Below are 20612 nucleotides of genomic sequence, written 5' to 3'. Positions count from 1 at the left end.
CGCCCCGGGGTCAGCGGCGGCGGTGGAGCTGGCGGGCGGCCTCGGCGAGGCTGCCGCTGAGCGAGGGGTAGACGGTGAACGTCTGCGCCACCTGGTCGACGGTGAGCCCCTGCTCGACGGCGAGGGTCAGCGGGAAGACGAGCTCGCTGGCGCGGGGGGCGACGACGACGCCGCCGATGACCCGGCCGGCGCCGGGGGTGCACAGGAGCTTGACGAAGCCGTCCTGGATGCCCTGCATCTTCGCGCGCGCGTTGGTGGACAGCGGGAGCTTGACCACCCGGGCGGCGACGTCGCCGGCGTCGACCTTGGCCTGGGACCAGCCGACCGTGGCGATCTCGGGCTCGGTGAAGACGTTCGAGCTGACCGTGGTGAGGTCGAGCGGGGCGACGGCGTCGCCGAGCGCGTGCCACATGGCGATGCGCCCCTGCATGGCCGCGACCGAGGCGAGCATGAGCACGCCGGTGCAGTCGCCGGCGGCGTACACCCCACGGGCGGAGGTCCGCGAGACCCGGTCGACCTTGACGAAGCCGCCGGGGCCGAGGCGCACCCCGGCCTCCTCCAGGCCGAGCCCCGCGGTGTTGGGGATCGAGCCGACCGCGACGAGGCAGTGCGAGCCCTCGACGGTGCGCCCGTCCTCCAGGCCCACGACGACGCGGTCGCCCTCGCGCTTGACCGAGGTGGCCCGCGAGCGGGACAGGACCTCCATGCCGCGGCGCTTGAAGACGTCCTCGAGCACCTGCGCGGCGTCGGCGTCCTCGCCGGGCAGCACCCGGTCGCGGCTGGACACGAGGGTGACGCGGGCGCCGAGCGCGTTGTACGCGGAGGCGAACTCCGCGCCGGTCACGCCGGAGCCGATGACGACGAGGTGCTCCGGGGTGCCGTCGATGTCGTAGAGCTGCTCCCACGTGAGGATGCGCTCGCCGTCGGGCTGCGCGTCGGGCAGCGTGCGCGGGTGCGCGCCGGTCGCGACGAGCACGACGTCGGCCGGCAGGACCTCCTCGCCGCCGTCGAGCAGCGAGGCGACGACCCGCTCGGGCCCGTCGAGGCGGCCGGTGCCGCGCAGCACCCGTACGCCCTCCCGGTCGAGCCGGGCGGCGATGTCGTCGGACTGGGCGTGGGCGAGCGCCTTGACGCGCTCGTTGACCCGCGCGAGGTCGGCGGTGACGGTGACCCGCGCGCCCTCGACCCCGTCGGTGCCGGGGGTGGCGAGGGCGACCTGCTCGCCGTCCGCGCCGGTGACGCGCACGCGCACCCCGAGGTCGCGGGACTCGCGGGCGAGGGTGACGACCTCGGCGGTCGAGATGAGCGTCTTGCTCGGGACGCAGTCGGTGAGGACGGTCGAGCCGCCGACGCCGTCGCGGTCCACGACCGTCACCTCGGCGCCGAGCTGCGCGGCGACGAGGGCGGCTTCGTACCCGCCCGGGCCGCCGCCGACGATCACGACGCGCTGCACGTCCTCACTGGCCACCCGTCCATGATGACCCCTCGGCGGGCGTCCGGCCCCCCGCCCCCGACGCCGAGCGCGCGTGGGACCGGTCACTCCCCGCGCCCGGCGCCTTGCGCGCGGCGGGCCGCGTGCCGTAGACGCTCCCCATGGCCCTCTACGCCGCGTACGGCAGCAACATGGACCCGCGCCAGATGGCGGAGCGCGCCCCGCACTCCCCGGCACGCGGCTCGGGCTGGATCGAGGGCTGGCGGCTGACCTTCGGCGGCGAGGAGCAGGGCTGGGAGGGGGCGCTCGCCACGCTGGTCGAGGACCCGCTGGGGCGGGTGTTCGTCGTGCTCTACGACCTCACCGACCAGGACGCGAAGGCGCTCGACGGCTGGGAGGGCGCGGACAGCGGGCTCTACCGGACGGTGCGGGTGCGGGTGCGCGCGCTGGACGGCGACCACCTCGCCTGGGCGTACGTCCTGGACGGCTACGAGGGCGGGCTGCCCTCGGCGCGGGCGCTGGGGATCCTCGCCGACGCGGCCGAGGCCGCCGGGGCGCCGGACGACTACGTCGCGGAGCTGCGGGCCCGCCCCTGCCGCTAGGCCCGCGGGCGGTAGCGTCGCGCGGGTGAGCGAGCCCACGCCAGCACCCGACCCGTACGCCCTCGCCCAGCAGGCCGCCGACGCCTTGCGCGACGCGACGGGGGTCGACCGGCACGACGTCGCCCTCGTCATGGGCTCGGGCTGGCTGCCGGCCGCGCAGCTGCTCGGCGACACGGTGGCCGACGTGCCGCTCGAGCGCCTGCCCGGCTTCGCCCCGCCGGTCGTGGAGGGCCACGGCGGCAGCGTCCGCTCGGTGCACGCCGGCGGCCAGCGCGCGCTGGTGTTCCTCGGCCGCACCCACCTCTACGAGGGCCACGGGGTCGCCGCCGTCGTGCACGGCGTGCGCACCGCGGTCGCGGCCGGGGCGCGCACCGTCGTGCTGACCAACGGCTGCGGCGGGCTGGACCCCGCGTGGGCGCCGGGCACGCCGGTGCTCATCCGCGACCACCTCAACCTCACGGCGACGTCGCCGCTCGTCGGCCCCCGCTTCGTCGACCTCACCGACCTGTGGTCCCCGCGCCTGCGCGAGCTGTGCCGCCGGGTCGACCCGACGCTCGCCGAGGGCGTGTACGCGCAGCTGCCCGGGCCGCACTACGAGACGCCGGCGGAGATCCGGATGCTCGCGACGCTGGGCGCCGACCTCGTCGGCATGTCGACCGCGCTCGAGGCGATCGCCGCCCGCGAGGCCGGCGCGGAGGTCCTGGGCATCTCGCTCGTCACCAACGCGGCGGCCGGGCTCACCGGCGAGCCGCTGGACCACGAGGAGGTCCTCGAGGCCGGGCGCGCGGCCGCCGGGCGGATGGGCGAGCTGCTCGCCGACGTGCTGGGGCGGCTGTGACCCGCACGGTCCTGCTCACCGGCTCCGCGGGGTCGATCGGCTCGGAGCTGCGCCGCGGCCTGCCGGGGTACGGCTGGCGGGTGCGGGGCCTCGACCTCGCCCGCCCCGAGCCGCTCGGGGAGGGCGAGGAGGCGCTGGTCGGCGACGTCCTCGACGCGGGGCTGCTCGCGCGGGCGGTGGACGGCGTCGACGCCGTGGCCCACCTCGCGTCGTTCCCCGACGAAGCCCCCCTCGACGCGGTCCTCGACTCGCACGTGCGCTCGACGGGCGCGGTGCTCGAGGCCGCCCGCGCCGCCGGCGTGCGCCGGGTGGTCCTGGCGAGCAGCAACCACGCCGTGGGCCGCACCCCGCGCCCCGACCAGGGCCCGCTGGGCGTCGACGTACGACCCCGTCCCGACACGTTCTACGGCGTCGGCAAGGTCGCCATGGAGGCGCTGGGCAGCCTCTACGCCGACCGCTACGGCCTCGAGGTCGTCGCGCTGCGCATCGGCTCGTTCCTCGAGCGGCCGACGAGCGAGCGGCACCTGGCGACGTGGCTGTCCCCGGGCGACGGCGTGCGGCTCGTGCGGGCCGCGCTCGAGGCGCCCGGGGTCTCGTACGCGGTCTGCTGGGGCGTCTCGGCGAACACGCGCTCGTGGTGGGACCCGGCGCCGGGGCGCGCGCTCGGGTACGAGCCCGAGGACGACGCGGAGGCGTACGCGCAGGAGGTCGCGCTCGGCGGCGACGTGCTCGACCTCGTCGGCGGTCCGTTCACCACGGCGCACTACGACGCGCCCTACGACGGGAGGCAGCGGTGAGCGTCCTCGACGAGGCGCGGGCGTGGCTCGCGGACGACCCCGACCCGGACACCCGGGCCGAGCTCGAGGCGCTGGTGCGCCACGCGAGGACGGGCGACCCGGTGTCGGCCGCCGACCTCGCCGAGCGCTTCTCGGGCCCGCTGGAGTTCGGCACCGCGGGCATCCGGGGGGCGATGGGCGCCGGCCCGCGGCGGATGAACCGCGCGGTGGTCATGCGCACCGCCGCCGGCCTGGCGGCGCACCTCGGCGGCGAGGGCCTCGTCGTGGTCGGGTACGACGCCCGGCGCAAGTCCTCGGAGTTCGCCGCGGCCGCCGCGCAGGTGCTGGCCGGGGCCGGGCTGCGCGCGGTGTGCCTGCCGCGCGCGCTGCCGACGCCCGTGCTGGCCTTCGCCGTGCGCCACCTCGGCGCCGCCGCGGGCGTCATGGTCACCGCGTCGCACAACCCGCCGCAGGACAACGGCTGCAAGGTGTACCTCGGCGACGGCCGGCAGATCGTCCCGCCGGACGACGCGGCGATCGCCGCGCGCATCGCCGCCGTCGGGCGGGTGTCCGACCTGCCGCTCGGCGCGCCGCAGGTGGCCGGCGAGGACCTCGTGGAGGCGTACGTCGCGGCGGTCGCCTCGCTCGCCGCGGACGGCACCCTGCCGGTGACGGTGGCGTACACCCCGATGCACGGCGTGGGCCGCGACGTGCTGCTCGCGGTGCTCGCCCGCGCCGGCTTCGCCGACCCCGTCGTCGTGCCGGAGCAGGCCGAGCCCGACCCCGCCTTCCCGACCGTGGCCTTCCCCAACCCGGAGGAGCCGGGGGCGATGGACCTCGCCCTCGCGCTCGGCGCCGGGGTGGGCGCCAGCCTGGTCGTGGCCAACGACCCCGACGCGGACCGCTGCGCGGTGGCGGTGCCCGCGCGCGCCGGCGGCTGGCGGGTGCTGCGCGGCGACGAGCTCGGCGCGCTGCTCGGGCGGCACGTCGCGCGCCGCGGCGTCGCTCCCGGCTCCGCCTTCGCCTGCTCGATCGTGTCGTCCTCGCTGCTCGGCAAGGTGGCCGCCGCGCACGGCCTGCGGTACGCCCGCACCCTCACCGGCTTCAAGTGGATCTCGCGGGTCGAGGGGCTCGCGTACGGCTACGAGGAGGCGCTCGGCTACTGCGTCGACCCGCAGCGGGTCGCGGACAAGGACGGCGTCAGCGCCGCGCTGCTGGCGGTGGAGCTGGCCGCGGAGTGCGCGGCGCAGGGCCGCACCCTCGAGGACGAGCTCGACGACCTCGCCCGCGACCACGGCCTGCACGCCACCGACCAGCTCTCGCTGCGGGTGCGCGACCTGGCCCTGATCCCCGCGGCCGTGGCGCGCCTGCGCGACGACCCGCCCTCCACCCTCGGCGGGCTCGCCGTGCACGAGGTGCGCGACCTCGCCGAGGGCTGGGACGGGCTGCCCCCGACGGACGGCCTGCGCTTCGGCCTGCAGGACGACGCGTGGGTGGTCGTGCGCCCGAGCGGCACCGAGCCCAAGCTCAAGTGCTACCTCGAGGTCGTGCTGCCGGTCTCCCCCGCCGCCACGGCGGGCGAGCTCGACGCGGCCCGCGCCCGGGCCCGTACGGTCCTCGACGCCGTCAAGGGGGACCTGGGCGAGGCGCTCGGGCTCTGAGCGCGCCGCCGCGGGGGCCCGGCTCAGTTCAGCCGGCGCGTCCCCCCGGGCAGCGCGCCGCCGGCGAGCAGGTCGCGGGTGGCGTCCTGCAGGGCGGTGAGGGCCACCTGCTGCGCGAACGGCCCGGTGGAGACGCGGGCGACGCCCAGCGCCTGCAGCTCGCGCACCGGCAGCGAGGCGCCCGGGACGCTGATGACGCTGAGCCGGCGGGGGCCGAGCGCGTCGGCGAGGTGGGCGACCTCGTCGCGGGCGACGACGCCGGGGACGAAGACGACCGGCGCGCCGGCCTCGAGGAACGCGCGCCCGCGGCGCACGGCCTCGGCGAGCAGCCCGCCCCGGTCGGCGCCCTGCGGCGCGCGCAGGAACGCGTCGGTGCGCGCGTTGAGCACGAAGTCGATGCCCGCGTCGCGCCCGGCCGCCACGACGGCCTCGACGGCGGCGACGGCCTCGTCGAGCGGCGCCATCCGGTCCTCGAGGTTGCCGCCGACCGCGCCGGCCTCGATCGCGCGCCGGGCGGTGGCGCCGGGGTCGCCGTACCCGGCCTCGAAGTCCATGGTGACCGGCAGGTCGACGGCCCGGGCGATGCGCCCGACCATGTCCAGGTGCAGCTCGAGGGGGATGTTCTCGCCGTCCTCGTAGCCGAAGGTCGCGGCGATCGAGTGCGAGGCCGTGGCGAGGGCGCGCACCCCCTCGGTGCCCGCGACGACCCGGGCCGAGACGACGTCCCAGACGTTGGCGAGGACGAGCACCTCCTCCGCGGTGTGCAGGTCGAGCAGGGTCCTGGCGCGGTCCTGGAGCGTGGTCACGGCGCGAGCGTACCGACCGGTGGTGCACCACCGGTCGGGACGTCGCCACCCCTGGCCCCGTCCCGGCGGGGCGGGGCACCCTGGGCGCCGGACCGAGCAGCGCCGGTGCCGCCGGCGGGAGGGGGCGTGCCATGGCCGAGGTGCTGCTGCACCACCACGCGCAGGGGCTGACCGACGGGGTGCACGCGCTCGCGGACGCGCTGCGCGGGGGCGGGCACCGGGTGCACGTCCCCGACCTCTACGACGGGCGCACCTTCGCCGACCTGGACGCGGGCGTCGCGCACGCGCGCGAGGTGGGGTTCGGGACCGTGGTCGAGCGCGGGCGGGCCGCCGCCGAGGGCCTGCCCGACGGGCTCGTGCACGCGGGGATCTCCCTGGGCGTGCTGCCCGCGCAGGCGCTCGCGCAGACCCGGCCGGGCGCGCGCGGCGCGCTGCTGCTGTGCGGCTGCGTCCCGCCCGAGGAGCTCGGCGCGCCGTGGCCGGCGGGCGTGCCGGTGCAGGTCCACGGCAAGGAGGCGGACCCGCTCTTCGCCGACGAGGGCGACCTCGACGCGGCCCGCGCCCTCGCGGCGGGCGCCGGCGCCGAGCTCTTCCTCTACCCCGGCGACGAGCACCTCTTCCTCGACAGCAGCCTGCCGGGGTACGACGCCGCGGCCACCTCGCTGCTCGTCGAGCGCGTCCTGCGGTTCCTCGCCGCCGTCGGCTGAGGCCGCGCGAGGGGGCGCGGGCGGTCGTGCGCATGATCCGCGCCGGCCGCGCGCACGATCGGCGCCGGGGGCTCGGCTCAGGAGCCTGCGCGGGGGCGCGAGCCGCCCCGGCGCGGCAGGCGAAGCCGCGGCCGGTGCAGCCGCGGCCGGTGCAGCCGCGGCCGGTGCAGCCGGGGCCGGGGCAGGTGCGGCCGCGGCAGGTGCGGGCGGCGCAGCTGCGGGCGGTGCACGTGCGGGCGCGGGACCCGCAGGCGCCGTACCTGGCGGAACGGGCGCCGCTCGCGCAGGCCCGGGTGCCGCACCGTGGCCGCCGCGGCGAACACCGACGGGAAGCGCACCGTGCTCACCATGAGGGCGCTGAGCGCCGCCCCGCCCGCCGCGGCGACGGGCACCGGCGCGAGGACGAGCAGCAGGAGCAGCAGCGCCCCGGCCGCCGGCGTGGGCAGCCCGACGAAGGCGCCCTGCTGCTGCACCAGCGGGAAGCGCGCGAGGCGCCACGCGCCGCCGAGCAGGAAGGCGCCGGCCACCGCGACCGCGGGCACCTGGGTGGCGGCGCCCGCGCCGTCCGCCGCGCGCGCCAGCGCCAGCGCGGGCACGACGCAGAAGCAGACGAGGTCGGCGAGCGAGTCCAGCTGCGCGCCGAAGGCCGTACCGCCACCGGCCCGCCGGGCCAGCGCGCCGTCCACGACGTCGAGGACGGCGGCGAGGACGACGAGGGCGAGGGCCGCGCCGAGGTGGCGCGGCACGAGCAGCAGGGCGCCGAGGCCGAGGACCAGGTTGGCGCTCGTGACGAGGTTCGGGCCCCGCAGGTGCTCGCGCACGTCAGCCCCGCCCGCGCAGCCGGGCGAGCGGGGTGACCCCCGCGGTGACCCTGGTGCCCTTGCGCACGAGCACGTCCGCGGCGCCCGGCGGGAGCAGCACGTCGGTGCGCGAGCCGAAGTGGATGAGGCCGAGCCGCTCTCCCGCGGCGACCCGGTCGCCGACGCGCACCCAGTTGGTGATGGTGCGCGCGAGCGCCCCGGCGACCTGCACGACGACGACCGGCCCCGCCGGGCCGTCGAGCAGCAGCCGGTTGCGCCGGTTGTCCTGCGCGCCCGCGAAGAGGGCCGGCGCGAACCCGGAGCCGAGCCGCTCCTCGCGCTCGAGCCGGCCCGCCACGGGGCTGCGGTTGACGTGCACGTCGGTGAGCGAGAGGAAGACCGTCACCCGCGTCGCGCGGCCGCCGGGCAGCCACGGCTCCTCGACGTCCTCGTCGACGCCGGTGACGAACCCGTCCGACGCCGCCACGACGAGCGCGGGGTCGCTGGGCAGCGGCCGCTCGGGGTCGCGGAAGAAGGCGACGACGGCGCCGCCGGCAGCGAGCAGCGCCCACCCGGTGCGCCGCCCGGCCACGGCGAGCGGCAGCCCCAGCGCGAGCGGGGCGACGGCGTACCGCCGGGCGATCGGCCAGGTCCGCCGGCTCACCGCGGAGCGCCCGGGGCGCCGGGGCGCGGGTCCCGGCACGCGTACAGCACCGCCGGCGGCACGTTGAGCGGGCTGACCCGCCGCTGCACGGAGGCGAAGAGCCGGCCGAGGTCGCGGGCGATGAGCGGGGAGTACTGCAGCACCAGCAGCGCCCCGCCCGGCGCGAGCACCTGCGCCGTGCGCTCGAGGATCCGCCGCCCGAGCCCGTGCGGCAGCGAGGTGAACGGCAGCGCCGAGACGACGACCTCGGGCCGCTCGTCCCCCAGCACCTCGGCGACGTCCTCGGCGGAGCCGGTGACGACCGTGAGGCGCGGGTCGGGAAGCTTGGCCCGCAGGGCGTCGGCCATCGCGGGGTCGATCTCGAAGGCGACGAGGCGCGCGTCGGGCGCCATCCGCCGCAGCAGGGGCCCGGTGTGCGAGCCGGTGCCGGCCCCCAGCTCGACGACGAGGCGCGCCGCCGGCACGTCGGCCATCGCCAGCATGTCGGCGACCGCCCGCCCCGACGTCGGCAGCACCGCGCCGACCCGCCGCGGGTGCGCGACGAACGAGCGCAGGAAGAGCAACCTCTCGGACAGGTCCGACCGCACGTGCTGTCCTCTCGCCGGGGGCGTCGTCCAGGCAGGCTAGGCGCCGGGGGCGTCCCGGGTCACGTCCCCGCCGGGTCGCGCGCCGGTTCCCCGCCCGCGTCCCCGGTCAGCCACAGGGCGCGGTACGGCGTCAGCAGCAGCGTCCCGTCGGCCTCCCCGGCGGGCTGCCCGGCGAGCTCGTCGCGCAGCGCACCGCCGAGCGGGACCAGCCCGCGCGGCACCCACTGGTCGTGCTCGGTGAGGTTGTAGAGGCAGACGAGGGTCTGCTCGGGGTGGCGCCGGCGCGTCATGAGCACGCCCGGCAGCGGCGGGTCCAGCGCCTCGGCCTCGACCGACGCGTGCATCGCGGGGAGCCCGGCCCGGGCCCGCACCGCCGCGCGCAGGCCGTGGAAGAGGCGGTGCTCGACCGTCCCCTCCCGGTGGCGCCGCTCGGCGACGTCCCACGGCATCCGGGGTCGGTGCACCCAGCGGTTGTCGCCGGCGTGCGCCGGGTCCTGCGCCCAGTCGCGGTCGTTGAGCAGGCCCAGCTCGTCGCCCATCCACACGAGGGGCACGCCGCCGTGCCCGAGCACGACGTGGTGGGCGAGCAGCAGGCGCCGCACGGCGAGCTCCGCCGCGTGCGGGTCGTCCTCGTCGAGGGCCCGCTCGAGCCCCGCCAGCGAGGCGGCCGTGCCGCTGATCCGCCGGTCCCCCGTGGCGGGGTTGTGCTGGAACACCAGCCCCCGGGCGAACGACCCCGGGAACTCCCCGGAGTAGAAGTCCGACAGGAAGCGCCGGTGCGCCGCCCCGTCCCAGCCGACCGCCGCGGCGTCCTCGTCGGAGACGGCCCAGCCGATGTCGTCGTGGCAGCGCACGTACGTCCCCCACGCGGTCGTCGGCGGCTTCGGCGGGAAGCGGCGCAGCGCGGTCGTGAGCAGCCGGGCGTCGCGCGCGGCCAGCGAGGACCACACCTGGACCATGAGCGTGTTGTGGTACGCCAGGTCGCTCACCTTGCCGGCGTGCCGGCCCACCCCGAGGTAGTGCGCCAGGTCGTCGGGGCCGACGATCGCCTCGGCCTTGAACGCCAGCGCCGGCGCCTGGACGCGCGCCACCGCGCGCAGCGCCTGCGTCAGCGCGTGCACCTCCGGCTGGTTCTGGCAGTCGGTGCCGAGCCGCTTCCACAGGAAGGCGATGGCGTCGAGGCGCAGCACCTCCACGCCCTGGTTCGCCAGGTGGCACACGACGTCGGCCAGCTCGAGGAACACCTCGGGGTTGTGCCAGTCGAGGTCCCACTGCCAGGCGTTGAACGTCGTCCACACCCAGCCGCGGAGGTCGTCGTCCCACGTGAAGCTGCCGGGCGCGAAGTCCGGGAACACCTCGGGCAGCGTCCGCTCGAACGCGTCCGGCACCGCGCGGTCGGGGTGCACGTGGAAGTAGCCGCGGTACCGCTCCTCGCCCGCCCGCGCCCGCACCGCCCACTCGTGCTCGCGGGCCACGTGGTTGAGCACGAGGTCCAGGACCAGCGACACCCCCTGGGCGCGCAGCACCGCCGCCAGGTCGGCGAGGTCGTCCATCGTGCCGAGGTCCTCGCGCACCCGCCGGTAGTCCTGCACGGCGTAGCCGCCGTCGTTCGGCGCCGGGCGCGGCGCGAGCAGCGGCATGAGGTGCAGGTACGTCACGCCCAGCTCGCGCAGGTAGCCCGCGCGCTCGGCGACGCCGGCGAGCGTGCCCCCGAAGCGGTCGGCGTAGCAGGCGTAGCCGAGCATCGACGGCGCCTGGAACCAGTCGGGGTCGACGAGGCGGCGCAGGTCGAGCAGGCGCAGGTCGGCCGGGCGCTCGACCGCGCGGCGGGCCGCGACATCGACCGCGCGGGCGGCGGCGGCCGGGGCCGCGTCGCCGTACGCCGCCTCGAGCCCGGACAGCAGGTCCGGCCAGTGCCGCCGCAGCCGGGCGAGGAACAGCTCGCGGTCGTGCTCGGGCTCGCCGGCGAGCACCTCCGCGGCACGGTCGAGCAGGTCCCCGGGGACGGCGTCGGCGCGGCTCACCGCGCCGATGATGCCACCGCGGCCCCGGCGGTCCGCGCCGCGGGCGCCCGGGCGCGTGGCAGGATCGGCGCCCGTGAAGCGCTCCGAGCTGGCCGCCCTCGTCGACCACACCCTGCTGCGCCCCGAGGCGACGCCCGCCCAGGTCGAGCGCACCGTCGCCGACGCGGGCCGGCTCGGCGCCGCCACCGCCTGCGTCTCGCCGTCGCGCCTGCCGCTGCCCACGGGCACCCTGCCCGACGGGCTGGGCCTGTGCGCGGTCGTCGGCTTCCCCTCGGGCGCCCACCGCAGCCCGGTCAAGGCCGCCGAGGCGGCGCAGGCCGTCGCGGACGGGGCCACCGAGGTCGACATGGTCATCGACCTCGGCGCCGCCGTCGCCGGGGACTGGGTGCAGGTGCGCGCGGACATCGCGGCGGTGCGCGCCGCCGCCCCCGCGCCCGTCGTGCTCAAGGTGATCATCGAGTCGGCCGCGCTCACCGACGAGCAGGTCGTCGCGGCGTGCGAGGCGAGCGAGGCCGCGGGCGCGGACTTCGTCAAGACCTCGACGGGCTTCTCCGCGGCCGGCGGCGCCACCGTCGAGGCGGTGCGCCTCATGGCCGCGACCGTCGGCGGCCGCCTCGGCGTCAAGGCGTCCGGCGGCATCCGCGACACCGCGACCGCCCTGGCCATGGTCGAGGCCGGCGCCACCCGCCTGGGCCTCTCCGGCACCGAGGCCGTCCTCGCCGGCCTCGAGGACTGACCCTCCCCCGCGAGGACCCGGAGCGCCATCGCCGCACGATCGCCGCGGGGTGGTCCCCGCCGCGACCGTGCCCGGACGCCCCCTCCCCCGCCGCGGTCGTGCGGGGATGGCGGTCGCGGGCCCGGGCGGTCCGTGGCGAGGCGGTCTGGCGCCCGCGCGCCGGGGCAGGAGCGGGGCATGCACACGTACGCCCGTGACGGCCTGCTCCTGCCCGTGCGCGACGAGGGCCCCCGCGACGGCGAGGCCGTGGTGCTGCTGCACGGCTGGCCGCAGACCGGGGCGGCGTACGACGCCGTGGTCCCGGCGCTGCACGCGGCCGGGCTGCGCACCCTCGTCCCCGACCAGCGGGGCTACGCGGCCACGGCGCGGCCGCGGGGGCGGCGGGCGTACCGGCTGGGCGAGGTCGTCGCGGACGCGCTCGCGCTGCTCGACGCGGCCGAGGTCGAGCGGGCGCACGTGGTCGGGCACGACTGGGGCGGTGCCGTCGCCTGGCTGCTCGCCGGGGCGCACCCGGACCGGCTGCTCAGCGCGACCGTGCTGAGCACGCCGCACCCCGGCGCCCTGCGCACCGCGGCGCTGGTCGGCGACCAGGCGCTGCGCTCGTCGTACATGGGCCTTCTCCAGCTGCCCGCCCTGCCCGAGGCGCTCCTGCTGGCCCGCGGCGGGGCACCGCTGCACCGCCTGCTGCGCGCGAGCGGGCTGCCCGAGCGCCACGCCCGGGAGTACGTCGCCCGCATGCGCGAGCCGGGCGCGCTGTCCGCGGCGCTCGGCTGGTACCGCGCGCTGCCGCTGGCCGGCGGGCTCGGCGCCGGGCCGGCGCGGGTGCCGACGACCTACCTCTGGGGCTCGCGCGACGCCGCCCTGGGGCGCACGGCCGCCGAGCGCACCGGGGAGCACGTCGCCGCCGACTACCGCTTCGAGGTGCTCGAGGGTGCCGGGCACTGGCTGCCCGAGACCCGGGCCGGCACCGTCGCGGCGGCGGTGCTGGCCCGGGTCGCGGGCTGAGCGGCTACAGCAGGCGCACGCGCCCCGTGTCGAGGTCGTAGCGGGCCGCCAGGACCTCGAGCCGGCCGCCCTGCACCGCCTCGCGGATGATCCCGCTGCGCCGCACGAGCCGGCGGGCGACCAGCCGGGTGTTCTCGCGCACCGCGTTCTCGACGAGGTCGCCGGGCTCGTCGCGCACGGCGAGCACCGCCGGGCGGATCGCGTCGACGATCGTCTGGACGTGCTCCGGTGCGTGCCCGCCGTGCTCGACCACCTCGGCGGTCGCCGCCACCGCGCCGCACCGCTCGTGCCCGAGCACGACGAGCAGCGGCGGGGCGAACTCCCCGACCGCGAACTCGATGCTGCCGAGGACCGCCGGGCCGACGATGCCGCCGGCGACCCGCTGGTCGAAGACCGCGCCCACGCCCTCGTCGAAGACGATCTCCGGCGGCACGCGCGAGTCCGAGCAGCCCAGCATGATCACGTACGGGTGCTGCCCGCCCGCGGTCTCGTGGACCGCGTCCACGTCCTGCCCGCGGTGCCGCGCCCGGCCCGCGGCGAAGCGCGCGTTGCCGCGCAGCAGCCGCCGCAGCGCCTGCTGCGCCGTCGTCGGCCAGTCCTCGTCCTGCCCCGCGCCGACCGCGCCGACCGCGCCGACCGCGGCCGGCGCGCCGACCGCGGTCCCGACCCCCGCCAGCGCGAGGGCGGCCATCGCCCCGCGCCGGTCCATCCCCTGCGTCCCCATGCTCCTCGTCCCCCGTGCGACGGCGTGCCCCGGTCCGGTGCGCCGGGACCACGACGCCGCGCAGGCTAGGGGACCCGTGACGGCGTTGTCAGCGGGTTTCCCGCCCTCAGAGCGAGAAGCGGCTGAGGAACCGCCACATCGTGCGCGACGCGTGCACCTCCTGGCTCACCAGGCCGAGCCCCGGCAGCGCCGCGTCGGTGCCGGGCCAGGTGTGCCCGCCGTCGCTGATGCGGTGCAGGACCACCCGGGCGCCGTCGCGGCAGCGGTCGTACGCGAAGCGGGTGACGTGCTCGGACAGCTGCGTGGCCACCGGCCCGCGGCGGCACCCGTCGATCCGCGCCCAGGCCTGCACCGCGACCGGCACGGCGTAGCCCCAGCGCAGGTCCGGCGAGCCGCCGTACGGGTTCACCTGGTCCTGCTGGCCGTGGAAGGTGATGACCGGGACGGCGCGGCCGGGGGTGCAGTCCTCGACCTCCGGCACGCTCACGTCGTCCGGGTCGGGGCGCCCGGCGCGCAGCCCCGCGACGGGGGCGACGGCGGCGATGCGGTCGGGGATGCGGCAGGCGAGCGCCGAGGCCATCCGCCCGCCGCCGGAGAAGCCCGTGGCGTACGAGCGGTCGGGGTCGCCGCAGAGCCGGCGCTGGACGACGTCGAGCACCCGCTCGAGGTACGCGACGTCGTCGCGCGCCCCGGGCGGCGGGAACTGCCCCGCGGTGGTGGGCACGCCGGGCACGTTCCAGGCCCAGGCGCCGTCGGGGTCCGGCGGGTCGGCCGGGGCCAGCGGGATCGCGGCGGTCGGCGCGACGGCGAGGAAGCCGTGCGCGTCGGCGACGTCGCGCAGGTCGGAGATGTCCGCCTGCGTCGGGCCGTTGCTCGAGCTGCCGTGCAGGTCGAGCACGACCGGCAGCCGCTCGTGGCGGTCGGCGCCCGCGGGCACGTGCACGAGCACCGGGTACGACGCCCCGCCGAACGCGACCTGCAGGGTCCGGTCACCGGTCCAGCCCGGGCGGGTGCAGCCGTCGGCGCCGGTGCTCGCCCCGGCGGTCCCGCCGGCGGCCAGGGCGGGGGCGGCGGCGGGCACGGCCAGCCCCGCCGCGAGGACGGCGGCCGCGGCGGCGGCCAGGGTGCGCGGGCGGTGGGGCATGGGCTCTCCTCGGGTACGGGCGTCGTCGCCGTGGGTGATCCACCCGCACCGGGAGCGCATCCGTCAAGCACCCGCGCCGCGGCCGGCGGTGCGGGTGCTGCGGGCTCAGTGCAGGTCGCGGCGCTGGAACAGCCAGGTGCTGAGCACGAGCAGCACCGCGCAGACCCCGCCGAGCACCAGCGCGCCGTGCAGGCTGCTCACGAGGACCTCCCGGGACTGGCCCGTGGTGTCGTCGTAGAGGTAGACCACCGCCCCGCCGTCGCTCGAGAGCGCCTCGACGTTCTTGGTGAGCAGCCACTCCTCCCAGCGCGGGCGCAGCACCCGCACGGCGTTCTCCACCACGACGAGGTAGAGGAACGCCGCGCCCAGCGTCGCCCCCGTGTCGCGGAACAGGTTGGTCGCGGAGAAGCCGATGTGCGCGGCGAGCACCCCGAGCAGGACCAGGCGGCCCTGGTCGCCGAGCAGGTCGCCCCAGAACCCCGGCGGCACGTCCGTGGTGCCGCGGGCGGCGCCCAGCAGGAAGCCGGCGCCGACCCACAGCGCCTGCGCGACGGCCGCGACGAGCACCGCGGCCAGCACGACGACGAGCGCCTTCACCGCGACGACGCGCATGCGCCGCGGCTCCCAGAAGAGCAGGGCGACCATGGAGCGGCTCGACCAGTCCGCGCCGACGTACGTCGCCCCGACGAGGAACAGCAGCGCCGCCGTCACGACGCCGACGGCGATGGCGCCGGTCGGCAGCTGGTCGGCGACCTGGAAGGGCGCCTTGTCGATGAACCAGTCGAGGCTGTAGTTCTCGACCGTCGGCTCGGTGCCGCAGTACTCCTGCGGGTCCGCGCCCGCCGGCAGGTCCGGCGGGGGGTCCGCCAGGCAGTCCTCCCAGAACGCCCGGTCCCGCTCCACCTGCTGCTCCAGCTGCTGCTGCGCGGCGGCGAGCTGCCCCGGCGACGCGGGCGCGAACTGCGTCCAGGCGACGACGGTGCCGGCGACCAGGCCCAGCAGGCCGAGCGCGAGGAGCAGGCGCACGAACCGCCGCGACCGGAAGCGCAGCACCTCCGCCCGCAGCAGGTGCCCGGTGCCGCCGGTGGCGGTAGGCGTACGGGTCTCCGTGGCCGTCGTGCTCATCGCTGCCCCTCCGCACCCGTGCCGGTCAGCTCCAGGAAGACGCTCTCCAGGTCGGCGCTGATCGGGGTCAGCTCGCTGACGTACTGCCCCTCCTGCGCGAGCAGGCGGGTCAGCACGGACGGCTCCGGCACCCCGGACACCCGCCAGGCGTCACCGAGCGACGCGACGGCGTACCCCGCCCGCTCGAGGACCGCCCGGGCGGCGACCGGGTCGGGGGCGCGCAGCCGCACGTCCCCCGTCGACCGGCTCGCCAGGACCTCGCCCACCGGGCCGGACGCCACGAGGCGCCCCCGGGCGAGGATGCTCACGTGGTCGCACACCTGCTGCACCTCGGCGAGCAGGTGGCTGGAGAGGAACACCGTCGAGTGCCCGTCGGCGCCGAGCCGGCGCACGAGCTCGCGGACCTCGCGGATGCCCGCCGGGTCCAGGCCGTTGCTCGGCTCGTCGAGGATGAGCAGGCGCGGGCGCTTGAGCAGGGCCGCGGCGATGCCCAGCCGCTGCTTCATGCCGAGGCTGTAGCCCTTGAACGCGTCGTCCGCGCGGTCGCGCAGCCCGACCAGCTCGAGGCACTCCTCGACCCGGGCCCGGGGCACCCCGGCCGTCTCGGCCAGCACCCGCAGGTTGAGCCGCCCGGAGAACGCCGGGAAGAACAGCGGCGTCTCGACGAGCGCGCCGACGCCGCCCACGACCTGCGGGAGCTCCTCGGGCACCGGGCGCCCGAGCAGGCGCAGCTCCCCCGCGTCCGCGCGGACCAGGCCGAGCAGGCAGCGGATCGTCGTCGTCTTGCCGGACCCGTTGGGGCCCAGGAAGCCGTGGACGCCGCCCTCCTCCACGAGGAGGTCCAGCCCGTCGAGCGCGCGCTCCGAGGGCCCCCGGCCCCGCCGGTACGCCTTCTGCGCCCCCGCCACCTCGATGACCGCCACGCGCGCCCCCCGTCCCGGCGGCCCCGTCCTGGACCGTCCGGTGGGCAGGCTCCCACGACCGCGCGCGGCCGCGTGGGAGACTCGCCCTCCGTGGAACCCCGCCGCGTCGTGCTGCTCACCGGCCCCTCCGGCTGCGGCAAGTCCCGCCTCGCCCGCGCCAGCGGCCTGCCGGTGCTGAACCTCGACGACTTCTACAAGGACGGCGACGACCCGACGCTGCCCGTCGACGAGGACCTCGGCATCGCCGACTGGGACGACCCCCGCTCCTGGGACGGAGCCCGCGCCGTCGCCGCGCTCGAGGCCCTGCTGCGCGACGGCGCGGTCGAGGTGCCGGTGTACGACATCGCCCACGACCGCGCGACCTCGCACCGGGAGTTCTCCCTCGGCGGGGCGCGCACCCTCGTCGCCGAGGGCATCTTCGCCGCCGAGGTCGTCGGCGCGTGCCGGGAGCGGGGCCTGCTCGCCGACGCCCTCGTGGTCCGCCGCGCCCCGTGGAAGAACTTCCTGCGCCGCCTCGCCCGCGACCTCGCCGAGCGCCGCAAGGGCCCCGCCGTCCTCGTGCGCCGCGGCCTCGCCCTCATGCGCGAGGAGCCCGCCGTCGTCGCCCGCCAGGTCGCCCTCGGCTGCCGCGCCTGCAGCGCCGAGGAGACCCTGCGCACCCTGCGCTCGTACGCCTGACGGCCGGCGGGCCGGGGGTCCGGAGGGCCGGCCGGTCCGGGCGGTCCCGCGCGCCCCGCGCCCCCTTGCCCGCTTTGCGCACACCAAGGGCGGCCCGGAGCGGCGTGCCGCGCCCGCAGCGCGCCGACACGCCGACCACCGGTTGCGCGAACCGGACAGGACGTGCGCGCAGTGCCCCACCGCGTCGGGCGCGCTGGCGGCCGGCCCCGGCACCATCCGCACGCACCGCCGAGGGTGCACCGGGCAGCGTTGTCCGCTGTGCGCACACCACGAGGTCCCCGGAGCGGCGTGCCGCGCCCGAAGGGCGCCGACACGCCGACCGTCGGTTGCGCGAACCGGACAGGCCGTGCGCGCCGTGACCCCCGCGTCGGGCGCGCGGGACCGGCCGGCCCCCGCACCGTCCGCACGCACCGCCGAGGGGTGCGCCGAGCCGCGATGTCCGCTGTGCGCACACCACGAGGTCCCCGGAGCGGCGTGCCGCGCCCGAAGGGCGCCGACACGCCGACCGTCGGTTGCGCGAACCGGACAGGCCGTGCGCGCCGTGACCCCCGCGTCGGGCGCGCGGGACCGGCCGGCCCCCGCACCGTCCGCACGCACCGCCGAGGGGTGCGCCGAGCCGCGATGTCCGCTGTGCGCACACCACGAGGTCCCCGGAGCGGCGTGCCGCGCCCGCAGGGCGCCGACACGCCGACCGTCGGTTGCGCGAACCGGACAGGCCGTGCGCGCCGTGACCCGCCGCGTCGGGGCGCGCGGACCTCACAGCCCGGACAGCACCAGCCCCGGCCCAGCCCCGGTCAGCCCCGGCTCAGCCCGCCCAGCCCCGACCCAGCCCGCCCAGCCCCCGCCCCGCCCCGCCCTCGCCTCAGCCCAGCGCCGCGTACCCCGGCTTGATGACCCCGTCGATGAGCGCGAGCCGCTCGTCGAACGGCAGGAACGCGGACTTCATGGCGTTGATGGTGAGCCACTGCAGGTCGCGCAGGCCGTAGCCGAAGTGCTCGACGAGCAGTCCCATCTCGCGGGACATCGAGGTGCCGCTCATGAGCCGGTTGTCGGTGTTGACGGTGACGCGGAACGACAGGCGGCGCAGCAGGCCGATCGGGTGCTCGGCGATCGAGGGCGCGGCGCCCGTCTGCACGTTGGACGACGGGCACATCTCCAGCGGGATGCGCTTGTCGCGGACGTACGACGCGAGGCGGCCGAGGCGCACGTCGTCGCCGTCGACGGCGATGTCGTCGATGATGCGCACGCCGTGCCCGAGCCGGTCGGCGCCGCACCACTGCAGCGCCTCCCAGATCGAGGGCAGGCCGAACGCCTCGCCGGCGTGGATGGTGAAGTGGGCGTTCTCGCGGCGGAGGTACTCGAAGGCGTCGAGGTGGCGGGTGGGCGGGAAGCCGGCCTCGGCCCCGGCGATGTCGAAGCCGACGACGCCGCGGTCGCGGTAGCGCACGGCGAGCTCGGCGATCTCGCGGGAGCGGGCGGCGTGGCGCATGGCGGTGAGCAGGGTGCCGACGCGGACGGTGCGCCCGCGGGCCGCGGCGGCCGCCTCGCCCTCGCGGAAGCCGGCGTCGACGGCCTCGACGACCTCCTCGAGCGCGAGCCCGCCCTCGACGTGCAGCTCGGGGGCGAAGCGCACCTCGGCGTAGACGACGCCGTCGGCCGCGAGGTCCTGCGCGCACTCGCTCGCGACCCGGGCGAGCGCGTCGGCGCCCTGCATCACCCCGACCGTGTGCGCGAACGTCTCGAGGTAGCGCTCGAGGGAGCCGGAGTCGGCGGCGTCGACGAACCACTGCCCGAGCGCGACGGGGTCCTGCGTGGGCAGCCGGTCGTAGCCGGCGGCGTCGGCGAGCTCCACGACCGTCGCGGGGCGCAGCCCGCCGTCGAGGTGGTCGTGCAGCAGGACCTTGGGCGCGCGCAGCACCTGCTCCGGCGTCGGGGGCGCGGGGGTGCCGTCGGAGGCGCTCGGGGTGGGCATGCGCTCACCGTAGCCGGGGTAGGTCCCCCTCCCCGCGGGGCGACGGGGCCCCGCGGACCGAGGAGGACCGCGATGCCCAGCTCGACCCCTGCCGGCGTCAGTCCCGCCGACAGCACCGCCCGCCCGGTCGTCGCCCTGTACGACGGCTCGACGGCCGCCCGCGACACCGTCCTGCGCGCCGCCGGGACCGCCGCGCGCACCCTCGTCGTCGCACCGCCGGGCGCGGAGGCCCGCCTCGGCGACGTCGCCGGCCTCGTGGACGGCTGGGTCCGGGAGCGCACGCCCACCATCGAGGCGGCGCTGCGCACCGCCGTGGAGCACGACGCGCCCTGGGTCTGCGTCCCGTCGTCGGCGATGCCGAGCGAGGACCTGCTCCGCGACGGGCTGCGCGCGGCCGTCGGCGTGCTCGGCGAGCAGCGCCCCGGCCTCGTGCTGCACGTCGTGCGCACCGCGGGCATCAGCCTCGACGCGCCCGCGGCCGCCGTCCGCCCGTACGGGCGCGTGGTGCTCGTCAGCGACCTGGAGGAGACGACGGGGCTGGCCTCGTACGCCGCCGCGGCGGTCGCCGCGCGCTCGGGCGCCGAGCTCGACGTGGTGGTGAGCGGGCGCGACGAGCAGGGCGACGAGCTGCAGCGGCTCGTGACGGCCGCCGGGGAGCGGACCGACCCGACGAGCCTGCTGCGGGCGCGGCACGCGCTGCACGCCGGCGGCGTGCCGGTGCGCTACCTCGGCGGGGGGGCGGGCCCCGACGCGGTCGCGGGCTCGCTGCAGGTCGTCGAGGGGCTGCAGCCGGACCTGCTCGTCGTCGGCCTCGGCGCCCGCGCGCTGCTGGAGATGGCCCCGGGGCGCGCCCCGCGCCTGGAGGAGACCCTCGCCGGCGCCCGGGGGCGCCTCGTCGGCAACCTGCTGACGTGGCTCGCGGTCGACGTGGCGCTGGTGCTCGACCCGGTGGGGCCGGCGACCGCGGTCGCGGCCGCCCGGGCCGACCTCGCGCGCACCGTGGACGCCACGCTCGCCGGCGTGGCGTGAGGCGCCCGGCCCGTGGTGGGCGGCCTCAGTCCTCCCGCTGCGCCAGGTCGGGCGCGAACGCCGGCAGGCACACGGCGACGTAGTCCGCGCCGTCGGGCCCGGCGGAGTAGCGCACCCGCTCGCCCGCCCGGGTGAGGACGGCCTGCCCGGCGGGGACCTCGAGCCGCCCGCCGTCGTGCTCCACGACGACGCTGCCGGCCAGCACCACGGTCACCTCGTCGAAGCGCGGGGTCTGCGCGGGCTCGTCCCACCCGGCCGGCGCCTGCATGCGCGCGACCGAGACGCCGTCGGTGCCGGTGGCGACGCGGCCGACGTACTCGTCGATGACCTTGCCGCCGGGGACGGGGATCCGCGCCGGCGCGGGGATGGGCTGGGGCAC

Annotated in this window: 21 protein-coding genes; 9 read left to right on the top strand and 12 right to left on the bottom strand. The window is 78.0% G+C overall.

Translation table 11 applies throughout. The features are described from left to right. Positions 1–10: 10 nt before the first annotated feature. Positions 11–1468 carry an NAD(P)H-quinone dehydrogenase gene (locus D5H78_RS11620; protein ID WP_218566524.1) on the bottom strand — a complete coding sequence of 486 codons (1458 nt, stop codon included), beginning with the start codon at positions 1466–1468 and terminating at the stop codon, positions 11–13. A 125-nt stretch (positions 1469–1593) separates the two neighbouring features. Between D5H78_RS11620 and D5H78_RS11615 the strand changes: the two genes are divergently transcribed. The 4 genes from D5H78_RS11615 to D5H78_RS11600 are packed head-to-tail and all read left to right on the top strand — an operon-like array spanning position 1594 to position 5309. Continuing rightward, entirely contained in the window at positions 1594–2034 is a 441-nt protein-coding gene (locus D5H78_RS11615; protein WP_119950662.1) for a gamma-glutamylcyclotransferase family protein, read from the top strand. 25 nt (positions 2035–2059) lie between these two features. After that, on the top strand, positions 2060–2872 hold the full coding sequence (locus D5H78_RS11610; RefSeq protein ID WP_119950661.1) for a purine-nucleoside phosphorylase: 813 nt from the start codon (positions 2060–2062) through the stop codon (positions 2870–2872). Next, positions 2869–3669 (top strand): NAD-dependent epimerase/dehydratase family protein, encoded by an 801-nt coding sequence (locus D5H78_RS11605; RefSeq protein ID WP_119950660.1) that lies wholly within the window; start codon positions 2869–2871, stop codon positions 3667–3669. Before D5H78_RS11610 ends, D5H78_RS11605 begins: the two co-directional genes overlap by 4 nt. Beyond that, positions 3666–5309 (top strand): phospho-sugar mutase, encoded by a 1644-nt coding sequence (locus D5H78_RS11600; RefSeq protein ID WP_119950659.1) that lies wholly within the window; start codon positions 3666–3668, stop codon positions 5307–5309. Before D5H78_RS11605 ends, D5H78_RS11600 begins: the two co-directional genes overlap by 4 nt. 23 nt (positions 5310–5332) lie before the next feature. On the opposite strand, the gene D5H78_RS11595 is transcribed toward D5H78_RS11600, so the two are convergent. Further along, positions 5333–6115 (bottom strand): isocitrate lyase/PEP mutase family protein, encoded by a 783-nt coding sequence (locus D5H78_RS11595; protein WP_119950658.1) that lies wholly within the window; start codon positions 6113–6115, stop codon positions 5333–5335. Positions 6116–6246: 131 nt separating this feature from the next. On the opposite strand from D5H78_RS11595, the gene D5H78_RS11590 reads away from it, so the two are divergent. Next, positions 6247–6822 carry a dienelactone hydrolase family protein gene (locus D5H78_RS11590; protein ID WP_119950657.1) on the top strand — a complete coding sequence of 192 codons (576 nt, stop codon included), beginning with the start codon at positions 6247–6249 and terminating at the stop codon, positions 6820–6822. Between the two features lie 77 nt (positions 6823–6899). Here D5H78_RS11590 and D5H78_RS11585 read toward each other — a convergent pair whose 3' ends face one another. The 4 genes from D5H78_RS11585 to D5H78_RS11570 are packed head-to-tail and all read right to left on the bottom strand — an operon-like array spanning position 6900 to position 10897. Continuing rightward, positions 6900–7643, bottom strand: a complete 744-nt coding sequence (locus D5H78_RS11585) for a CDP-alcohol phosphatidyltransferase family protein (RefSeq protein WP_119950656.1) — start codon at positions 7641–7643, stop codon at positions 6900–6902. 1 nt (position 7644) lies between these two features. Next, entirely contained in the window at positions 7645–8286 is a 642-nt protein-coding gene (locus D5H78_RS11580) for a phosphatidylserine decarboxylase (RefSeq protein ID WP_165865711.1), read from the bottom strand. Continuing rightward, positions 8283–8873 (bottom strand): class I SAM-dependent methyltransferase, encoded by a 591-nt coding sequence (locus D5H78_RS11575; RefSeq protein ID WP_119950654.1) that lies wholly within the window; start codon positions 8871–8873, stop codon positions 8283–8285. The genes D5H78_RS11580 and D5H78_RS11575 overlap by 4 nt, the downstream gene beginning before the upstream one ends. 59 nt (positions 8874–8932) lie before the next feature. After that, entirely contained in the window at positions 8933–10897 is a 1965-nt protein-coding gene (locus tag D5H78_RS11570; protein ID WP_218566523.1) for an alpha-amylase family protein, read from the bottom strand. A 10-nt stretch (positions 10898–10907) separates the two neighbouring features. Between D5H78_RS11570 and deoC the strand changes: the two genes are divergently transcribed. Continuing rightward, entirely contained in the window at positions 10908–11633 is a 726-nt protein-coding gene (deoC, locus tag D5H78_RS11565) for a deoxyribose-phosphate aldolase (protein ID WP_119950652.1), read from the top strand. Positions 11634–11810: 177 nt separating this feature from the next. Further along, positions 11811–12638 carry an alpha/beta fold hydrolase gene (locus tag D5H78_RS11560; protein WP_119950650.1) on the top strand — a complete coding sequence of 276 codons (828 nt, stop codon included), beginning with the start codon at positions 11811–11813 and terminating at the stop codon, positions 12636–12638. 4 nt (positions 12639–12642) lie between these two features. Here D5H78_RS11560 and D5H78_RS11555 read toward each other — a convergent pair whose 3' ends face one another. The 4 genes from D5H78_RS11555 to D5H78_RS11540 all read right to left on the bottom strand — a co-directional run bounded on the left by D5H78_RS11555 (position 12643) and on the right by D5H78_RS11540 (position 16554). After that, positions 12643–13362, bottom strand: coding sequence for a carbonic anhydrase (locus D5H78_RS11555; protein WP_119950649.1), 720 nt, complete (start codon positions 13360–13362; stop codon positions 12643–12645). Between the two features lie 106 nt (positions 13363–13468). Then, positions 13469–14506, bottom strand: coding sequence for a CE1 family esterase (locus tag D5H78_RS11550; RefSeq protein WP_119950647.1), 1038 nt, complete (start codon positions 14504–14506; stop codon positions 13469–13471). A 105-nt stretch (positions 14507–14611) separates the two neighbouring features. Continuing rightward, positions 14612–15631: an ABC transporter permease subunit gene (locus D5H78_RS11545; protein WP_119950645.1), complete on the bottom strand. Its 1020-nt coding sequence runs from the start codon at positions 15629–15631 to the stop codon at positions 14612–14614. After that, positions 15628–16554 (bottom strand): ABC transporter ATP-binding protein, encoded by a 927-nt coding sequence (locus tag D5H78_RS11540; protein ID WP_119950644.1) that lies wholly within the window; start codon positions 16552–16554, stop codon positions 15628–15630. The genes D5H78_RS11545 and D5H78_RS11540 overlap by 4 nt, the downstream gene beginning before the upstream one ends. Positions 16555–16644: 90 nt before the next feature. Between D5H78_RS11540 and D5H78_RS11535 the strand changes: the two genes are divergently transcribed. Continuing rightward, positions 16645–17232, top strand: coding sequence for a uridine kinase family protein (locus D5H78_RS11535; protein WP_218566521.1), 588 nt, complete (start codon positions 16645–16647; stop codon positions 17230–17232). Positions 17233–18094: 862 nt separating this feature from the next. Here D5H78_RS11535 and D5H78_RS11530 read toward each other — a convergent pair. Beyond that, on the bottom strand, positions 18095–19204 hold the full coding sequence (locus tag D5H78_RS11530) for an adenosine deaminase (protein ID WP_119950640.1): 1110 nt from the start codon (positions 19202–19204) through the stop codon (positions 18095–18097). Positions 19205–19276: 72 nt separating this feature from the next. On the opposite strand from D5H78_RS11530, the gene D5H78_RS11525 reads away from it, so the two are divergent. Then, entirely contained in the window at positions 19277–20233 is a 957-nt protein-coding gene (locus tag D5H78_RS11525; RefSeq protein ID WP_119950639.1) for a hypothetical protein, read from the top strand. Positions 20234–20258: 25 nt separating this feature from the next. On the opposite strand, the gene D5H78_RS11520 is transcribed toward D5H78_RS11525, so the two are convergent. Continuing rightward, positions 20259–20612 (bottom strand): cupin domain-containing protein, encoded by a 354-nt coding sequence (locus D5H78_RS11520; protein ID WP_119950638.1) that lies wholly within the window; start codon positions 20610–20612, stop codon positions 20259–20261.

This window comes from Vallicoccus soli, from assembly GCF_003594885.1.
GTDB lineage: Bacteria > Actinomycetota > Actinomycetes > Motilibacterales > Motilibacteraceae > Vallicoccus > Vallicoccus soli.
Note: the sequence above shows the minus strand (reverse complement) of the source record. Positions and strands in the feature narration are given on the sequence as shown.

Coding starts and splice junctions, on each gene's coding strand:
- deoC (WP_119950652.1), top strand. CDS start 10,908: ATGCCACCGCGGCCCCGGCGGTCCGCGCCGCGGGCGCCCGGGCGCGTG.
- D5H78_RS11530 (WP_119950640.1), bottom strand. CDS start 19,204: ATGCCCACCCCGAGCGCCTCCGACGGCACCCCCGCGCCCCCGACGCCG.
- D5H78_RS11560 (WP_119950650.1), top strand. CDS start 11,811: ATGCACACGTACGCCCGTGACGGCCTGCTCCTGCCCGTGCGCGACGAG.
- D5H78_RS11525 (WP_119950639.1), top strand. CDS start 19,277: ATGCCCAGCTCGACCCCTGCCGGCGTCAGTCCCGCCGACAGCACCGCC.
- D5H78_RS11545 (WP_119950645.1), bottom strand. CDS start 15,631: ATGAGCACGACGGCCACGGAGACCCGTACGCCTACCGCCACCGGCGGC.
- D5H78_RS11615 (WP_119950662.1), top strand. CDS start 1,594: ATGGCCCTCTACGCCGCGTACGGCAGCAACATGGACCCGCGCCAGATG.
- D5H78_RS11555 (WP_119950649.1), bottom strand. CDS start 13,362: ATGGGGACGCAGGGGATGGACCGGCGCGGGGCGATGGCCGCCCTCGCG.
- D5H78_RS11550 (WP_119950647.1), bottom strand. CDS start 14,506: ATGCCCCACCGCCCGCGCACCCTGGCCGCCGCCGCGGCCGCCGTCCTC.
- D5H78_RS11590 (WP_119950657.1), top strand. CDS start 6,247: ATGGCCGAGGTGCTGCTGCACCACCACGCGCAGGGGCTGACCGACGGG.